At 60.4% G+C, this 17,302-nt stretch carries 12 protein-coding genes and 1 tRNA gene; 2 read left to right on the top strand and 11 right to left on the bottom strand.

Translation table 11 applies throughout. The features are described 5' to 3' along the window. Window positions 1–66: 66 nt before the first annotated feature. The 10 genes from DCC25_RS00980 to argS all read right to left on the bottom strand — a co-directional run bounded on the left by DCC25_RS00980 (window position 67) and on the right by argS (window position 12,415). Window positions 67–498: a hypothetical protein gene (locus tag DCC25_RS00980; protein WP_110098663.1), complete on the bottom strand. Its 432-nt coding sequence runs from the start codon at window positions 496–498 to the stop codon at window positions 67–69. Next, the gene (locus DCC25_RS00975) at window positions 470–1,654 is read right to left on the bottom strand and encodes an MraY family glycosyltransferase (protein WP_110098662.1); all 1,185 of its coding nucleotides are present in this window, start codon (window positions 1,652–1,654) and stop codon (window positions 470–472) included. The genes DCC25_RS00980 and DCC25_RS00975 overlap by 29 nt, the downstream gene beginning before the upstream one ends. A 14-nt stretch (window positions 1,655–1,668) precedes the next feature. After that, window positions 1,669–2,355, bottom strand: coding sequence for an L-threonylcarbamoyladenylate synthase (locus DCC25_RS00970; protein ID WP_110098661.1), 687 nt, complete (start codon window positions 2,353–2,355; stop codon window positions 1,669–1,671). A gap of 15 nt (window positions 2,356–2,370) precedes the next feature. Continuing rightward, window positions 2,371–3,348, bottom strand: coding sequence for a peptide chain release factor N(5)-glutamine methyltransferase (gene prmC, locus DCC25_RS00965; protein WP_110098660.1), 978 nt, complete (start codon window positions 3,346–3,348; stop codon window positions 2,371–2,373). Between the two features lie 11 nt (window positions 3,349–3,359). Further along, window positions 3,360–4,442 carry a peptide chain release factor 1 gene (gene prfA, locus DCC25_RS00960; protein ID WP_110098659.1) on the bottom strand — a complete coding sequence of 361 codons (1,083 nt, stop codon included), beginning with the start codon at window positions 4,440–4,442 and terminating at the stop codon, window positions 3,360–3,362. A 126-nt stretch (window positions 4,443–4,568) separates the two neighbouring features. Next, window positions 4,569–6,542 carry a transcription termination factor Rho gene (gene rho, locus DCC25_RS00955; protein WP_110100288.1) on the bottom strand — a complete coding sequence of 658 codons (1,974 nt, stop codon included), beginning with the start codon at window positions 6,540–6,542 and terminating at the stop codon, window positions 4,569–4,571. Window positions 6,543–6,909: 367 nt separating this feature from the next. Then, window positions 6,910–7,878, bottom strand: coding sequence for a homoserine kinase (gene thrB, locus DCC25_RS00950; RefSeq protein ID WP_110098657.1), 969 nt, complete (start codon window positions 7,876–7,878; stop codon window positions 6,910–6,912). Window positions 7,879–7,882: 4 nt separating this feature from the next. Further along, window positions 7,883–9,214, bottom strand: a complete 1,332-nt coding sequence (locus DCC25_RS00945; protein ID WP_110098656.1) for a homoserine dehydrogenase — start codon at window positions 9,212–9,214, stop codon at window positions 7,883–7,885. 75 nt (window positions 9,215–9,289) lie between these two features. Further along, complete coding sequence (gene lysA, locus DCC25_RS00940) at window positions 9,290–10,714, bottom strand: diaminopimelate decarboxylase (RefSeq protein WP_110100287.1); 1,425 nt, start codon at window positions 10,712–10,714, stop codon at window positions 9,290–9,292. A 30-nt stretch (window positions 10,715–10,744) separates the two neighbouring features. Next, on the bottom strand, window positions 10,745–12,415 hold the full coding sequence (argS, locus tag DCC25_RS00935) for an arginine--tRNA ligase (RefSeq protein ID WP_110100286.1): 1,671 nt from the start codon (window positions 12,413–12,415) through the stop codon (window positions 10,745–10,747). 94 nt (window positions 12,416–12,509) lie between these two features. On the opposite strand from argS, the gene DCC25_RS00930 reads away from it, so the two are divergent. Both DCC25_RS00930 and hrpA read left to right on the top strand, forming a co-directional pair. Next, a tRNA-Arg gene (locus DCC25_RS00930) sits at window positions 12,510–12,585 on the top strand. Window positions 12,586–12,684: 99 nt separating this feature from the next. Continuing rightward, window positions 12,685–16,818, top strand: coding sequence for an ATP-dependent RNA helicase HrpA (gene hrpA / locus DCC25_RS00925; RefSeq protein ID WP_110100285.1), 4,134 nt, complete (start codon window positions 12,685–12,687; stop codon window positions 16,816–16,818). A 45-nt stretch (window positions 16,819–16,863) separates the two neighbouring features. Here the strand turns inward: hrpA and DCC25_RS00920 are convergent, their stop codons facing one another. Then, window positions 16,864–17,292, bottom strand: a complete 429-nt coding sequence (locus DCC25_RS00920; RefSeq protein ID WP_110100284.1) for an HIT family protein — start codon at window positions 17,290–17,292, stop codon at window positions 16,864–16,866. Between the last annotated feature and the right edge of the window lie 10 nt (window positions 17,293–17,302).

The following is a 17,302-nucleotide window of genomic DNA, read 5'->3' as shown; positions in this document are numbered from 1 at the left end:
GCGCCATGATGTCAGCAGAAACCGGTGGGCCAGACCCAGTGAGCCGAGCTCGTCAAAGCTGGCGCGTCAGTCGTGGTAGATCTGCTCTCGGGTGCGCGTAAAGACCAGCACTTCGGTAATTTGCCAGACCAGGATGGCGCCCAGGGCCGTCAAGGCCGCGGGCGTGGCCACCAACCAATCGGGAGTCGGCACCACGCTGAGCAGGATCGCGCAGACAATGATCTTGACGACGAAGGCACCCATGGCCAGAGGAATGGCCAGATCGCGATGATTTTGCCACACCACCGCAATCACCACGACGCTCACGGCAGACAGCACCCAGACAATCAGCCCGGCCAGGATGGCCGACCACCACCCGTAGATGCCATCCAGACCGCCAAACAGCACCCCGGCTCCGAGGACAGCGAGCAACGTGACCCAGCTGGCATGAAAGAAGATTCCCCACCAACCGTGGCGATTGACCAAGCGGTTACGTCGACGGACGGTGGTCTGTTGCATCGTGGTGTTGCTCCCGTTGGTGTTGGGCTCGGTGGGCTTGTCGTATTTGATTCAACCGACGATAGTAGGCGCGGCGCAAGATCCAGGGCCGAAATGTCAACCACATCGTGACCGCCAGGGCCAGGCTAGTAATCAGCATAACGATCCAGGGCTCGAAAAAGGTCAGAGACACCGTGCCGTAGGCGACCACGAAGGTCCACAAATACAGCAACAGCACGGCTTGGCGATGGGTGTAACCACCATCGACCAGCTTGTGGTGGATATGGCCGCGGTCTGCGGAGAAAGGACTACTGCGTCGGGCGGTGCGACGTACCACGGCCATGAGCAGATCGAGCAACGGTAGCACCAGTACGGCCAGTGGCAACATGATAGGCATGTAGGCAGGTACGTTGCGGAACCGAAAGCCTTCCAGCGCTCCCACATCGGCGGTGACGGCCACCGCGGCGGCAGCCATCAGCAATCCGATGAGTTGGGCGCCGACCTCTCCCATGAAGATGCGGGCGGGATTGAAATTAAAGGGAAGGAACCCAACACAGGCACCTAACAAGACGGCCATCAACAAGGTGGCGAGGTTGGAATAGTCATAGGCGTTGATCGTGCGAGTCAGTACGTAGCTATAGATGAAAAAAACGGAGCCACCAATCAGCGCGACCCCGGCCGCCAAGCCGTCGAGACCATCGACGAAGTTGAAGGCGTTAACGGTCAGGACCACCGCGAAGACAGTGAGGGCGATTTGCAGGCCTTCGCTCTCGACGTGAATCCAGCCCACCGGCATGGCCTCAACTTTGATGCTGTTCAGTCCCAGGGACAGCCCGGCCAGGATTTGACCGAGCAGTTTCAGCGACCAGTGCAGGTCCCACAGGTCGTCAGCGACACCAAACATCACAATCACAAGAATCGCCAGTAACACACCGCGCACGGGGGCCGGATCGGCGAAGATGGCATCGAGGAAAGGGATAGTTCCAGCTACACCTAGCGTAATGATCACCGCCACAGCCATGGCGACACCGCCGAGTTTCGGAATGGGATCGCGGTGCATATCACGTTTCCGCGCGGGAGTGTACGCCCGGACTTTAATGCCGATCAGCCGGACGAGTGGGGTCAACACGAAGCTGAGCGCCGCCGTGACGAGAAGTAGCAGTAAATAGACCTTCATGGATTCTCAGCGCATTAGCCTTGCGTTGTATCGTCAGGGGCATCAGGTGCGCTCTCACCCACATCGAGGAGGTCCTCCACCACCTCACGCAACGTGTCAATGCTAATGGCGCCAGCCCGGATCAGGCGCAGGGGGCTCATGGTGCAGTCCACAATGGTCGAGGGCGCTTGGGTTTGGCGATCTCCCCCATCGAGGTAGACCGCAACGGATTCCCCGAGCGCTTCTTGGGCCATAATCGCTGAGGTGGCGGCGGGCTGGCCATGGCGATTAGCTGATGACACGGCCATCGGGCCGGTTTGTTCTAAAATATCGCGAGCTAGCTCGTCGTCCGGAACGCGCAGTCCCACGGTACCGTGGGTTTCGCCCAGATCCCAGGTTAGCGAGGGTTGAGCGTTCAGTATCAGGGTGAGTGCTCCGGGCCAGAAAGCATCGGCCAGCGCACGAGCCTGGTTCGGAATGTCATCAGCCAATGCATCCAATACGCGGGGATGTGCCATGAGCACCGGGGGCGGGGTGGCCCGCGATCGTCCCTTGGCAGCGAGCAGGACCGCGACCGCTTGAGCCGAGAATGCGTCAGCTCCAATGCCGTAGACGGTATCGGTCGGTAGCACGATGCATTGGCGGTCTCTGATGGCCTCCACCGCATCGGCAATGCCTGCTGAGCGTTGTGCCGGATCTTGGGCGTCGTATCGAGTACTCACGTTGCTATTCTCGCATTATTTCTGTCGCCCCCGGTCGCTGCACGGGTGAGTCTTGGAATCGACCCGGTGGGCTTTGAGGAATCGGGGGCGGTCGTTGTAGTCGGACAGGGTTGTTACCGTCTGCCACATCCCTTGCTCGGAGGCCAACTGCCGGAGGCGGTCTGCGTGTGATGCGTCGTGTTCCATCACCAACCAACCGCCGGGGGCCAGAAACTGAGCTGCTGTTGTGGCCACGGCCAGCGGAATGGCAGTGCCATCGGCGTTGCCCCCGTAGAGGGCGATCGGTGGATCGGCTGCGGCTTCGGGCTGGACGACCGCGTGGGCTTCGGGCACATATGGCGGGTTAGCTACCACCAGATCGACGTGGCCGATCCATTCGCGAAGCCCGGGGTGCGCGATGAGCAGGGCGTTGACATCCGTGGCATCAGCGCACACGGTGGTGATGTTCGTGGCGTGGGTGTTGGTCTGCAAATACCGAACAGCCACCGGGTCCTTTTCCACGGCGATCACCTGCAGCTTGTGCGTCGAATGCTCCCTGTGCTGCGGAGTCTGTTGGTTCCAGTGATGTTCCAGGGCCACCGCGATCGCGCCCGATCCGCTACACAAATCCAGCACGGTTAAATCCCCGTCGCGTGTGGTCAGCAGTTGCTGGGCCAGCTCCACCAGCGCCTCGGTTTCCGGACGCGGGATAAATACACCCGGCCCCACCCGCAGGCTGACTCCGTAAAAGCTCTGAGCCCCGGTGAGGTGTTGCAGGGGCACACGCTGGATCCTGCGATCGACCAAGCTCGTGAGTCGTTGGTACTGCTCGCCGGTGATCCGATCTCCCAGCAAGCTGGCCTTGGCTACGTCTGAGAGTTCAAGCCCTAAGACGTGCGCGAGCAACAAGCGTGCTTCGGCTACCGCTTGGTCGATACCAGCTTGAGCTAAGCACGCCTGTGTGTGGTGCAGGGTCTCACGCAACGTAAAGCCGTCATGCTGCTGGTCCGACATGTACCAGGATCCTAGCCTTCGTGCTCGCCCAGCGCTTCAAGTCGCTCGGCCTCATCCATATCGATGCAGGACTGCACGACGGGCCCCAGATCACCTTCGAGGACCTTGTCGAGGTTATTGGCTTTATAACCGGTCCGGTGATCGGCGATGCGGTTCTCGGGGAAGTTGTAGGTCCGAATCCGCTCCGAGCGGTCCATAGTTCGCACCTGGGAAGCCCGGGTCTCGGCTTCTGCCGCAGCCAGTTCTTCTTGCTGGTAGGCCAGCAGCCGGGAGCGCAACACGCGCATGGCAGCTTCACGGTTTTGGATTTGAGACTTCTCGTTTTGCATCGAGACCACGATGCCGGTGGGCAGGTGGGTGATACGTACGGCCGAATCTGTGGTATTCACAGACTGACCACCCGGACCGGAGGAACGATACACATCGATCTTCAGATCGTTCTGGTTGATCTCAATCTCTTCGGGCTCATCAACCTCGGGGAACACCAGCACACCGGCAGCGGAGGTGTGAATCCGGCCCTGGGATTCGGTGACCGGCACACGTTGCACACGGTGGACTCCGCCTTCAAACTTCAGGTGTGCAAAGACGCCTTCGGCTGGATCGTTGGAGTTACCGCGTACCCCCAGGTGAACGTCTTTATACCCGCCGAGATCCGATTCGGTCGCGGAGATGATCTCGGTTTTCCACCCCTTATGTTCGGCGTACTTGATGTACATACGGGTCAGGTCAGCCGCAAACAGTGCGGCTTCTTCACCGCCTTCACCGCCTTTAATCTCCAAAATCACGTCACGGGCGTCATCGGGGTCACGCGGGATCAGCAGTCGGCGCAGACGTTCGGCCGCGGTATCGACCTGCTCTTGTAAGATCGGGACCTCAGCGGCAAAGTCTTCGTCCTCCGCTGCCAGTTCTTGAGCATCGCAGAGATCGTCTTGCAACGTCGACCAGGTGCGATAAGCGCCCACAATTCCGTTAAGTTCGGCATATCGCCGGCCCAGCTTCCGGGATTTCCCAGGGTCGGAGTGCACATCCGGGTCTGCCAGGGCCTCGGTGACCTCTTGGTGTTCTTCCAGCAGGTGCTGCACGGATTCAAACATGATGAACTTTCTGTTGAACAGATGACTGTGGACGGGCAGGGACACACTCAAGCCACCGCCGACAGCACACAACCGAAAAGGTCAGTCGGTTCACTGCGCTGTGCGGGCGGTGGCTTGAAAAAATCGCTAAGAGTCGGACTTGCCGCCCAGAGTAGTCTTAGAGACCAACATGAGGAACTCTGCGTTGGACCCTGTTTCTTTGATCTTATTGGTGAGCAACTCGAGCGCCTGCTGGGTTTCCAAACCAGACAGCACGCGGCGTAGCTTCCACATAATCTTGATCTCTTCCGGCGAGAGGAGGTTCTCTTCGCGGCGAGTACCCGAAGCACTGACATCCACAGCCGGGAAGATCCGGCGCTCAGACAGCTCGCGCGAGAGACGCAGTTCCATATTGCCGGTGCCCTTGAATTCTTCGAAGATCACTTCGTCCATCCGCGAGCCGGTTTCTACCAGGGCAGTGGCCAAAATGGTCAGCGAACCACCGTTTTCAATATTGCGGGCAGCCCCGAAGAACTTCTTCGGCGGGTAAAGCGCAGCTGAGTCCACACCACCGGACAGGATGCGTCCGGATGCCGGGGTGGCCAGGTTGTAGGCGCGACCCAGACGAGTCATCGAGTCCAACAGCACCACCACGTCTTTGCCCAGCTCCACCATGCGCTTGGCCCGTTCGATCGCTAATTCAGCGACGGTGGTGTGGTCGTCGGCAGGACGATCGAAGGTCGAGGCGATGACTTCGCCATCAATCGAGCGTTCCATGTCGGTAACTTCTTCGGGACGTTCATCCACCAGCACCATCATCAGCTTCACATCGGGATTGTTTTCCTTAATGGCGTTGGCAATCGATTGCAGCATCACAGTCTTGCCGGCCTTGGGCGGAGACACAATCAAACCGCGCTGGCCCTTACCGATCGGAGCTACCAGGTCTACGATACGCGGGCCGATCTTCTTCGGATCGGTCTCCAGCCGCAACCGCTCGTTCGGGTACAGCGGAACGAGCTTGTTGAACTCAACGCGCTCCGGGTTCTCCACGGCGGGCTGACCATTCACGTAGTCGATCCTGACCAGTGCATTGAACTTCTGACGGTTCTTGTGCTTACCCCGTCCGCCACGACCACCGCCGTGGTGCTGCTGGTCGTTATCCTGGCCGGGCTGGCGAATCGCACCGCGTACAGCGTCACCTTTGCGCAAGCCGTATTTCTTCACAAACGACAGCGAGACATAGATGTCCTTCGGGCCCGGCAAATATCCCGAGGTCCTGACGAAGGCGTAGTTGTCGAGAACGTCCAAGATACCGGCAATGGGAAGCAAGACCTCATCGTCACGCACGTCTTGCTGCTCATCGCGGTTTTGCTGGCGACGATCATTGTTGTTCTTGCGCTTATTGCGGTTATTGCGGTCCCGGTTCCGAGAACGACGTTGGCGATTGTTCTGAGAATCATCACCGTTGTTGTCATCCTGGTCCGAGCTCTGGTCCCGGTCCTCACGCTGGTGACGCTGGCCCTTCTTCCGGTCCCGGTCTTCGCCGTCGTCCTCGGAGGAATCGCGGTCGTCGCCGTCTTTGCGGTCCTGACGCTTCTCGTCGTCATCGCGATTGTTCCCGCGACGGTGTGTGCGCTCGCGCCGGCCTGACTGGTCAGACTCGTCGGACTGCTCCGACGCATCGGACTGATCTGTCGAGGGCTCCTCGGAAGAGGTGTCACCGTGGGTAGGGTCACCCGCTGTTGCGTTAGCGCGCCGGGACCGTGAGCGTCTCGGCCGGCGTTGTGAGTCTTTGTTCTCCGCGTGCTCCGAGTCCTCATGCTGTGCGGGCCCCTCGGCGCCCTCGGACGAGCCCTTCTCCGGTGATTCCTGCGTCTGGTCGCCGGACTGTTCGGTCTGGTCGTCCTTGGAACGTGGCTGAGTGCTCGGAGCAGCCACTCCCCCACGTTGGTGCTCAGAGATCGCTTCGACCAGAGCGGCCTTGCGCATCCGGGAGCCGCCCGTGATGCCTAATTGGGAAGCGAGAGCCTGGAGTTGGGCCAATTTCAGAGAAGCTAAACCGTTAGCGTTCCCAGCAGTGTTGGAGTCTTGCTGGGATTGGGTATCGATGGTTTCGGTCACGAAGGTAATCCTTCTCCCTCGTCAGGCGGGAACTGTGTGTTCGTCCGCATCTTTTTTGCGTTGGTCTATGAGCCTTTAGCGCCTCAATATGCTCGGTGCCCAGACATCTTCAATTCTGGATTACACCGACAGCCAGGACTCTTGTCTAGCGACCGCGTCGTAGCCATTCTGTGCACGTGCTCCGCACGCAGGACAGTCGCCACGGCGAATGCCATCGCAGTGGTATTGCACAGTGACCATGACATGACTCGTTCGGCCGTTTTCATGCACTGAACAAAGAGCCCTCGGTTGAGGAGAAATCCGCGAACCGTATTGTGTCATGGGCTACGCAATCCGTCGACACAGACTGTCGTGTCACGGCAACCCATCACGGGCGGACTATCTCCAGTTTAGCACCTTCGAGATTTACTGCCAGAATGTGGAGATCCCAGTGTCGACGCTGGGGCGCTACCGTCTCTTCCAGCGCCGCGTAAGCTCGTCGGGCTTCCTCCGGGCAGGCAGTCAACACCATCACGGTCGGACCGGCACCAGATACGACCGCAGCGAAGCCGTGGGCGCGCATCACACGGACCACGTTAAGGGTATGTGGCATTGCCGCGAATCGATATTCCTGGTGCAGGTAATCGCGTGTGGCGACATAGAGCAGACTGGGGTCGGTCGTGATCGCTGGAGCTAACAGCGCGGCGCTGGCAGCATTTGCAGCCGCTTCAGCGTGAGGCACGGCCTCAGGAAGAAGTTCGCGAGCCGTGGCAGTGGCCACCGGTTTGTCCGGAATGGCCACCACGGGAGTCAATTCTGGGGCCGGTTCGAACCGAGCAGTATGGAACTGGGCATGGGTTGACCAGGACAGGGTCAGCCCACCAAACAGGGCCGGAGCCACGTTGTCAGGGTGGCCTTCTAGCTCCGCGGCCCACTGCAACAGCTCGTCGTGGGTACGCTGGGCGTGTCGGGGCAGAAGCCCCTGCGCCCCGAGAACAGCCGCCACGTGAGCGGCTGCTGACGAGCCGAGCCCACGAGAATGCGGGATGCGATTGATCGCCCGGACCTTCAACCCGGGTACTGTCCAGCCGATCGAGGCCAGCAACTCACGGATGGTAGAGATTATCAAGTGCCGGGAATCGGTGGGCAAGTAGTCCTGGCCATAGCCGGTGATCTCCACGCAGTACCCGGCCTCAGTCGAGATGATCTCAACTTCGTCGAACAGTTGTACCGCCAGACCGGCGGCATCGAAACCGGGGCCGAGATTCGCCGAGGTGGCAGGGACCGAAACCCTAACGGTGATACCGGCCGGTACCCGGTCCGGGGGGCGTTGCGTAGCAGGAGTTGCGCTACCCATGGGACTAGTCACCTTCCACCCGCATCGTGGCCAAGACAGCGTCAACAACGTCGAGTTCTTCAACGGCACTGACCGTCTGCGACAGATCGGATTCCCGGGCCTGGTGAGTGATGAACCGCAGTAAGGCACGCTGTTTGCCCACGGCGGCAGCCTCCTCATCTGGGGACTGGTTCATGGATTTAATGGACAACCCACGCTCGGCAAAGACGCCAGCGACTTGAGACAGCACACCGGGAACATCCGCGGTCCGCAGTACCACCATGTAGCGGGTGATGGAATCGCCCACGCCGAGTGCTTTCAGACGCCCCGTGGTGGTGTGTGGTCGGCCGGGTCCACCGCGCAGAATGCGACGGGCAATAGAGACCGTATCGCCCATCACGGCCGAGGCAGTGGGGGCTCCCCCGGCACCGGGTCCGTAGAACATCAGCTCGCCAGCGTTCTCTGCTTCCACGAATACTGCGTTGTAGGCCCCGCGCACCGTGGCCAGCGGGTGCACACGTGGCAGCAAGGTGGGGTGAACCCGCAAGACCACACCGGGTTCTTGGTCATCGGCGGTCTGCACCAGTTCGATAATCGCCAACATCTTGATCACATAACCGGCTTCCGCGGCCATCTGGTGATCGCGGTCAGTAATGTTGGTCATTCCCTGGCAGTAGACCTGTTCCAGGGTGAACGGGGTACTAAAAGCCAGGTGAGCCAGGACCGCGGCTTTAGCTGCGGCGTCGGCGCCACCCACGTCTGCGGTGGGGTCTGCTTCGGCATAACCGAGCCGTTGCGCCTCGGCCAAGGCGTCGTAGAAGTTCGCACCGGTACTATCCATCTGGTCCATGATGTAGTTCGTGGTGCCGTTGACGATTCCCATGATGCGGGTGATACGGTCGCCAGATAACGAGTCACGCACCGGACGCAAAATGGGGATGGCCCCAGCCACTGAGGCTTCAAAAGACAGCTGTACTCCGGCATCGGCGGCTGCTTGATAGAGCTCGTGCCCGTGGGTAGCCAATAATGCTTTGTTACCGGTGACTACCGAGGCACCGGAGTCGAATGCCGTGAGGATAAGGTCGCGAGCCGGGGCGATGCCACCCATGAGTTCAATGACGATGTCGGCATCACGTACCAGGGACTTGGCATCGGTGGTGTAGCACTCGGCTGGTAGCTGGTAGTCGCGTTCGGCTTCGGGGTTGCGCACCGCCACGCCGGTCAACCGTAGCGACACACCTACCCGTTCGGTCATCAGCTCAGAGTCTTCTACCAAAATGCGGGCTACCTGTGACCCGACGGTGCCGCCACCTAACAAAGCGACTTTGAGTTCTTGTACAGCGGGCTTGCCGGTCATATTCCTCCGAGCTCGTTCGTAGTTGTCGACAATTTGTGTTGTCTTGGGCTGGGACCCAAGACAACGTCATGGGGCTTAGACTTCGCGGGCGAAGAGGTCCTGGTCAGTTTCTCGACGAATAATCAGACGGGCCGATCCTCCGGAGATGGCCACCACCGCAGGGCGCAGTAATGCGTTGTAGTTGGAACTCATCACGTGACAGTACGCGCCGGTAGCCGGCACGAGTACCAGGTCCTGATCGTCGAGGTCCTCAGGCTGGTAGGTGTCTCGCACTACAATATCGCCCGATTCGCAGTGTTTGCCAACTATTCGGGTCAGTACCGGATCGGCCTGGGAGACCCGGGAGGCCAGGGTGGCCGAGTAGTCGGCGTCATACAGCACCGGACGCGGGTTATCGGACATGCCGCCGTCAACAGCGACGTAACGACGTGGCACGGGCTGGTCGGCCCCGGTGGGGTCATCAACCCACACGGTTTTGGTGGTACCCACCCGGTAGAGGGTGGAGCCGGCCGGGCCGGAGATCGCACGACCGGGTTCGATCGAGATCCGAGGACAGTCAATGGTGAGTGACTGGAGCGTAGCGCGGATCCCTTCAGCCAGTGAGTCGGCGATATCTTCAGGGGCTCGGGGACGATCAGCTTCGGTGTAGGCAATGCCGTAGCCACCTCCGAGGTCCAGCTCGGCGGTGGTGATCCCGTGCTGGGTTTGCAGGGCTGCAATAAAGTTCAGCATCCTGTCGGCAGCGGCGGTAAAACCATCGGCTTCAAAAATTTGTGATCCGATGTGTGAGTGCAACCCCAAGTACCTCAAGTGGGGATGTTCCGCCACGGCCAGCACCGCTTGTTCGGCCACGGAGCGTTTTTCTCCCGGAGCCGGAATCATACTCAGACCAAATTTTTGGTCCTCGTGAGCGGTGGCGATATAGCTGTGGGTTGAGGCATGAACCCCGGTGGTCAAACGCAACATGACCGGTGCGCTCACACCGGCTGATTCGGCGAGCGCGGCCAAGCGGCGTATCTCGGATAAGGAATCCACCACGATCCGCCCCACCCCGGTTTGCAAGGCCCGGGTGAGTTCCTGATCGGATTTGTTATTGCCGTGCAGGCCGATCTTGGCCGGATCAAACCCGGCCCGTAGCGCGATCGCAAGCTCACCGCCAGAGGCCACATCCATGTTTAAACCTTCCTCGGCCACCCAGCGGGCGACCTGGACGGTGAGCAAAGACTTGGAGGCGTAGTAGACAGCTACCCCGCCACACAAGGAGTCGAAGGCGTGATTAAATCCTTCAACGAAACCTCGGGCCCTAGCGCGAAAATCATCCTCATCAACCACCAACAACGGAGTACCGTACGTGGCGGCCAGCTCGGAGACCGGCACGGTGCCGATGGTGACCTCCCCGGAAACCTGACGGGTGGTACCGTTCGAATACATCACGGGATTGAGATACGACGTGTCGCTGGGGTAACTCAACCAAGACGGTGCCAACGGTGATTCAGTCATCGGGGTTCTCTTTCGCGCGGTGATCGGTGGTTACATTTTCTCTGGAGCCGACACGCCCAGCAGGTCCAGGCCGTTGGCCAAGACCTGACTGGTGGCATCATTGAGCCACAACCGGGCAATATTGACCAGTTGTGCTGCCGGGACGGACCCGTCTTCATCTGGGGCCGGCACGATCCGGCACGCCCCATACCAGGAGTGATAGGCACCGGCAAGATTCTCCAGGTACCGTGCCACCCGGTGAGGCTGGCGTAACGCCGCGGCGTGTCCAACGACCGCGGGGAACTCACCGAGCTGAGCCAACAGTGCGGTTTCGGTCGGGTCGGTCAGGGTACCGGCATCAAAGGGTAGCGCATCACGAGTGATGCCGTGAGCTTCAGCGGTCCGGGCCGCCGAACGAGACCGGGCGTGTGCGTATTGGACGTAGAAGACCGGGTTGTCGTTGGTGCGCGAACGCAACAGGTCTGGATCAATAGTGATCGGCGAATCGGCTGGATACCGTGCCAGGTCGTAGCGCAATGCATCACGTCCCAGCCACTCCACCAGGTCCTTGAGTTCGATGATGTTGCCGGCGCGTTTGGACAGCTTCGCCCCGTTGACCGAGATCAGCTGGCCAATCAAGATTTCAATATGGTGCCGTGGGTTGTCTCCAGCGCAAGCGGCAATGGCCTTCAGTCGCGAGACATAACCGTGGTGGTCGGCCCCGAGCAAATAGATTTTCTGTTCGAATCCGCGCTCTTTCTTCGACAGATAATAGGCGGCATCGGCTGCAAAGTAGGTGGGCTCTCCATTGGCGCGAATCAGCACGCGGTCTTTATCGTCGCCGAAGTCGGTGGTGCGTAACCAGACCGCGCCCTGGTGGTCATCAACTTCGTTCTGATCCCGCAGGTGCTGGACTGCCGAGTCGATGGCGCCAGCATCGTGCAGGGACTGTTCGGAGAACCAGACGTCGAAGTGGACCCCGAAGGACTCTAGGGTGTCTTGAATGTCCTGTAACTGCAACCGATAGGCCCGGCGACGTAGCTCCGGTAACACCTCGTCGTGGTCTTGTTCTGCCAACTCGGGTGCCTCGGCCACAATGTGGCGGGCAATGTCGGTGACATATGCACCGGGGTAACCACCGTCAGGCACCGGCTGGTCGTGGATCCGGGCATAGACCGAGTCCGCGAACGTATTCATCTGGTTACCGGCGTCGTTGATGTAATACTCGTTGGTCACCTCAGCGCCGCTGGCCCGCAACAGTCGCGAGATGGCATCCCCTAACGCCGCCCAGCGGGTGTGACCGATATGCAACGGACCGGTGGGGTTAGCCGAGACAAACTCGAGGTTAATGACCTGGCCTGCCAAGGAGTCGTTACGACCAAACTCAGCACCGGCTTGGACAATACTGTGCGCCAGCTGTCCGGCCGCGGCTGCCTCCACCACAATGTTCAGAAACCCAGGACCGGCGACCTCTACAGCGGAAATTCCCGACTCCTCCTGCAAGCGTGTGCGCAGGATTTCGGCCAGCTCCCGGGGAGCCATCCCGGCCTTTTTTCCTAATTGCATCGCCAGGTTCGATGCCCAGTCTCCGTGTTCACGGTGACGGGGGCGCTCAACTTTCACCGGCTGCGGAATCAGCTGCGGATCAAGATCGATCTCACCGGCCGCAATGGCTTGGTGCAATACGGACGAAAGGGTTGCTGAGAGTTCTTCTGGGGTCACCCCTCATAGTGTAGTGGTTTCGAGATCTGAGTCAGAATAGGGTACAGTATTCACGTCCGATGATCACTGGCGATGGCCCCTATCATCTGGCCCCGCCTCCGTAGCTCAGGGGATAGAGCGTCTGCCTCCGGAGCAGAAGGTCGTAGGTTCGAATCCTATCGGGGGTACCACCGCCTACATCCCGATATCTGGAATCGGGGATGTAGGCATTTTTTTATGCCCGCCTTTCTGCCCACCCGCGATCGTCGAAAGTGAGATCACCAACTACGATGACGCCGTTCACTTCTTCGTCCTCCACGGGCTATGTCCTGTTGCCTCCAGCGCGCATCACCTATCCGGAACATCTTCCGGTGAGCTCCCAGCGACAACAGATCATGAACGCGGTGGCCGGTCACCAGGTGGTGATCGTCGCCGGCGAAACCGGGTCCGGTAAGACCACCCAGCTGCCAAAGATGTGCCTGGAGCTGGGGCTGGACCAGCACGGGATGATTGGGCACACCCAGCCACGTCGTATTGCCGCCCGGTCAGTGGCCGAACGCATCGCCGAGGAGCTGAATGAAACCGTTGGTGAACACGTGGGCTACCAGGTGCGATTCACCTCTGAGGTGTCAGCTGAGACATCAGTCAAGGTCATGACCGACGGCATTTTGCTGGCCGAAATTCAGCATGATCCGCTCTTGCGCCGCTACTCAATGCTGATCATCGACGAAGCTCACGAACGATCGCTCAATATTGATTTCTTACTGGGCTACCTCAAGAAGATCCTGCCTCAACGCCAGGATCTCAAGGTGATCATCACCTCAGCGACCATCGATGTGGAGTCCTTTGCCGAACATTTCTCCACGCCCACCGGTGCAGCGGCCCCCATTATTGAAGTCTCGGGCAGAACCTATCCGGTAGAGATCCGCTACCGGCCACTGACCGATCCACGCATCGCCGATGATCCCGACGATGACGCCGATGATGCCGAGGACGCCCGGGACCCGTTGGACGCGGTGGCCGATGCGGTGCTCGAGCTGGGTACCGACCACGGTGGGGATACCCTGGTGTTCTTTCCCGGAGAACGTGAGATCCGTGACGCCAAGGAAGTGATCCAGGCTGCCATTTCCTCGCATCCAAGGCTCAAACACGCGGACATTCTTCCCCTCTACGGGCGGTTGTCCTTAGCTGAACAGCAACGCGTCTTCCGGCGCAGTTCCACCTCGGCTCCGCGGATTGTCTTGGCGACCAACGTGGCCGAAACCTCGCTGACGGTCCCGGGCATCACGGCCGTCATCGATACCGGTACTGCCCGCATCTCACGGTACTCCCAGCGCACGAAGGTGCAACGGCTGCCGGTCGAGCGCATTTCCCAGGCGTCCGCGAACCAGCGGGCCGGACGTGCCGGGCGCACCAGCCCCGGGGTGGCCATCCGCTTGTACTCCGAGGAAGATTTCAACCAGCGCCCTGAATTTACCGACCCGGAGATTCTGCGAACCTCGCTGGCCTCGGTGATCCTGGACATGTTAGCCGCCGGCGTAGCCACAACCCCCACCGATCTGGAAGAGTTCCCCTTCCTGCAACCGCCCGAGCACCGCCAAATTACCGACGGTATTCAGCAATTGCTGGAGCTCGGTGCCCTGAACTCCGGGGCACCGGTGGAGGTCACCGACCGCTCCGGCACGAAGCGCACCCGCACCTTTACCCGTGGCACCATCACGCCCCTAGGCCGTCGCCTAGCGCAATTACCCATTGACCCGCGTCTGGGGCGGATGATTCTGGCAGCCGACCAGCATAAGGTAGCCCGCGAAGTCATGGTGCTGGCTGCCGGGATGACCATCCAAGACCCCCGCGAGCGCCCAGCCGATCAACGAGATGCCGCCGATCAGGCCCACGCGCGCTTCACCGATGAGAATTCCGATTTTTCGGCGATGCTAAATCTGTGGGTGTATTTACGCTCCCAACAAAAACAGCTCTCGGGCAATCAGTTCCGGAAGATGTGTCGCCGAGAATTCATCAACTACCTACGCGTACGTGAATGGCAGGATCTGGTTCAGCAGTTGCGGCAAATGGCGCACCGGGTGGGCTTGAAAGTCTCGGCCGGACCGGTCGATCCGGTCGGCACCCATGAGGCAGTCCACCAGGCGGTGCTGACCGGGTTACTCAGTCAGATCGGCACCTATCAGCAACGCACGAAAGAATATCTTGGTGCTCGTAACACCAAATTTCGGATCTTCCCCGGGTCCGGACTGTTCACAAAGCGCCACGACTATGTCATGGCTGCCGAACTGGTGGAAACCTCCCGGCTCTGGGCACGCCAGGTGGCCAAAGTCGAGCCCGAGTGGATCGAAGAGATTGCTGGACCGTTGGCAAAATCCAGCGTCTCGGACCCCTATTGGTCCACCCGTCAGGGCTCGGCGATGGCCCGGGAAAGGGTCACCGTCTATGGTGTGCCGGTGGCCGTCGATCGTCCGATCAAGTACTACCGGGTCAACCGTGAACTGGCTCGTGAGATGTTTATCCGCCACGCGCTGGTGGACGGTGACTGGCACACCCGGCACCGGTTCTTTGCGCGCAACCGGGAGCGGATGGCCGAGGTCGACCAGTTGCAGACCCGACATCGTCGCCACGATCTGAAAGTCTCCGATGAGGACCTCTTCGCCTTCTACGACGCCCGAATCCCAGCCTCGGTGGTCTCCGTCCGGCACTTTGACCGCTGGTGGAAAAAAGCACGTCGCACAGATGAATACCAGCTCGATATCGCGGTCGAGGACCTGATCCGCGTCGAGCCCGAGCAACTGGACCCCGCACAATACCCCTCGGTATTGATTCACCCCACCGAGCACGGTGAACTCGAGCTCCCACTGGACTACACTTTTGCCCCGATGACGCTGGCGCAGACCCGTCGCGAGAACAACTCCGCCGGCACGCCACCGCCAACTGACGGCGTGACGGTGACCATAGCGGTCGAAATCTTGCACCGGATGAACCCCGACCGTTTCGCTTGGCTGATTCCAGGGCTACGCGAAGAGCTGATTACGGCACTGATCAAAAACGTGCCGAAGGCCTTACGCAAGCAGTTGGTTCCCGCCCCAGATACCGCACGTCGGGCGCTGGCCATACTCAACCGCGACTACGACCCGCTCACCGATGACTTCTACGATGCCCTCTCGGCGGTCTTACTGGATGTCAAGCACGTCAAGGTGCCCCGGGACCAGTGGCGCCCCGAGGCCCTGCCCGAACATTTGCGGATGACGTTCTCCGTGGTGGATCACCGTGGCGCGGTCATGGGGGTCGGTGAAGACCTCGGGCAGTTGCAACGAGACCTGGCCGGCGAAAACCGCACCGCCCTGGCCGAATCACTGACCCGCGCGGCTCAGGCTCAAGGCGTGGACCTCGCTCAGACCACTCAGCACCCCACCCCTGGCCCCGGGAAGGACACCACCCGACGGCAGCCAGCATCCAACAGCGGCAAGCAACCACCTCGACGGGACCAGGACCGGACCGTGACCGAGTCCTTCACGCCACGGCAAGGGTTGACCCGCTGGGATATCCCCGAGCTCCCCGAACAGGTGCAAACCCCGGTGGCCACCGGGTCCGGTCACCAGCTGGTGACCGGTTACCCGGCGCTATCGCCCGCTACCACTGGGGTGGGGGCTGATTTGGTGATCATGCGAACGCTGGGCGAGGCACAATCCGTGCACCGTCACGGCGTCGTAGCGTTGCTCCGGGCTGGGCTACCCGATACCCAACGCTATATTGCCGACCACCTCAGCAACGAGGAGAAGCTAACCTTCACCAGTGCCCCGCATTCGGATCTGCAAGAGATTGTCTCCGACAGTCTCACCGCGTCCATCGATGCGCTGGTTCCAGCCTCGCACAGCCAACTCCCCCGCTCAGCCCAGCAGTTTGAGCAATTGCACGAGCAGGTTCGCGCCGAGGTGATAGACCAAAACTTTCGGGTCACCGCGGTAGTCTCCGAGGCGCTGCACGCAGCTCGCCACGTACGCCGTGACGCCAAGACACTTAAGTCCTTGACCATGGCGCCGGTGCTGACCGATATCCGCGCGCAACTAGATGAGTTACTGGGCGAGCATTTCGTGGCGAAAACCGGGTGGCGCCAGCTACGGCACCTACCCCGCTATATCCAGGCCATCACTGTCCGGATTGAGAAATTGCAGAATTCAGCCCACGGTCTCCAGGCCGACGCAGCGTCGATGCAAGTCATTCACGATCTCGAGCAGGCCTACCAGCGCCGGGTGGATGACTATGCACAGGCCGGGTTCATTCCCGCTGAGCTCAGTCAGGTGTTTTGGCTCCTCCAAGAGCTACGGGTGAGCTTTTTTGCCCAGCAATTGGGCACGGCCGTGTCGGTGTCGGAAAAGAAGGTCCGTGCTGCACTACAGGCCGTGCCCTCACCTTGAGGTCTGTGCCACACCCGGCATGGTGCCGGCTGTGGTCGACCCCGCTTATGCTTCGGGGACGAATTCCTGGTGGCCGGCCCCCACGAGGGCGGCACGTAGTTTCTCGGCGGCCTGGTCCATCTCGGCGGGCTCAGGGTTGTTGTCAACCTTATCGAGGTCGAAGTCCTCCAACGAGCTGGAGGGCCAGACGTGCAGGTGCAGGTGCGGGATCTCATAGCCGGCAATCATCAATCCGGCCCGTACCGCATTGAAGGTCTTGGGCATCACGGCGCCGATATTTTGGGCCACGGTGATCAAGTGCTGGAGCAGATCCGGATCAGCGTCGGTCCAGACATCCACTTCTTCTCGTGGCACCACGAGGGTGTGCCCGGGTGCCATAGGGCCGATGGATAAAAAGCCCACACAGCGTTCGTCTTTCCACACGAACCTGCCGGGGATTTCACCATTGATGACGCGGGTAAAAACGGTGGACATTGTCCTGACT

It is taken from the genome of Auritidibacter sp. NML120636, assembly GCF_003185945.1.
Taxonomy (GTDB): Bacteria; Actinomycetota; Actinomycetes; order Actinomycetales; family Micrococcaceae; genus Auritidibacter; species Auritidibacter ignavus.
Note: the sequence above shows the minus strand (reverse complement) of the source record. Positions and strands in the feature narration are given on the sequence as shown.

Excerpts from the sequence above, each read along its gene's own strand:
- DCC25_RS00980 (WP_110098663.1), bottom strand. The coding sequence starts at position 498 with ATGCAACAGACCACCGTCCGTCGACGTAACCGCTTGGTCAATCGCCAC.
- DCC25_RS00975 (WP_110098662.1), bottom strand. The coding sequence starts at position 1,654 with ATGAAGGTCTATTTACTGCTACTTCTCGTCACGGCGGCGCTCAGCTTC.
- prmC (WP_110098660.1), bottom strand. The coding sequence starts at position 3,348 with ATGTCGGACCAGCAGCATGACGGCTTTACGTTGCGTGAGACCCTGCAC.
- prfA (WP_110098659.1), bottom strand. The coding sequence starts at position 4,442 with ATGTTTGAATCCGTGCAGCACCTGCTGGAAGAACACCAAGAGGTCACC.
- thrB (WP_110098657.1), bottom strand. The coding sequence starts at position 7,878 with ATGGGTAGCGCAACTCCTGCTACGCAACGCCCCCCGGACCGGGTACCG.
- DCC25_RS00945 (WP_110098656.1), bottom strand. The coding sequence starts at position 9,214 with ATGACCGGCAAGCCCGCTGTACAAGAACTCAAAGTCGCTTTGTTAGGT.
- lysA (WP_110100287.1), bottom strand. The coding sequence starts at position 10,714 with ATGACTGAATCACCGTTGGCACCGTCTTGGTTGAGTTACCCCAGCGAC.
- hrpA (WP_110100285.1), top strand. The coding sequence starts at position 12,685 with ATGACGCCGTTCACTTCTTCGTCCTCCACGGGCTATGTCCTGTTGCCT.
- DCC25_RS00920 (WP_110100284.1), bottom strand. The coding sequence starts at position 17,292 with ATGTCCACCGTTTTTACCCGCGTCATCAATGGTGAAATCCCCGGCAGG.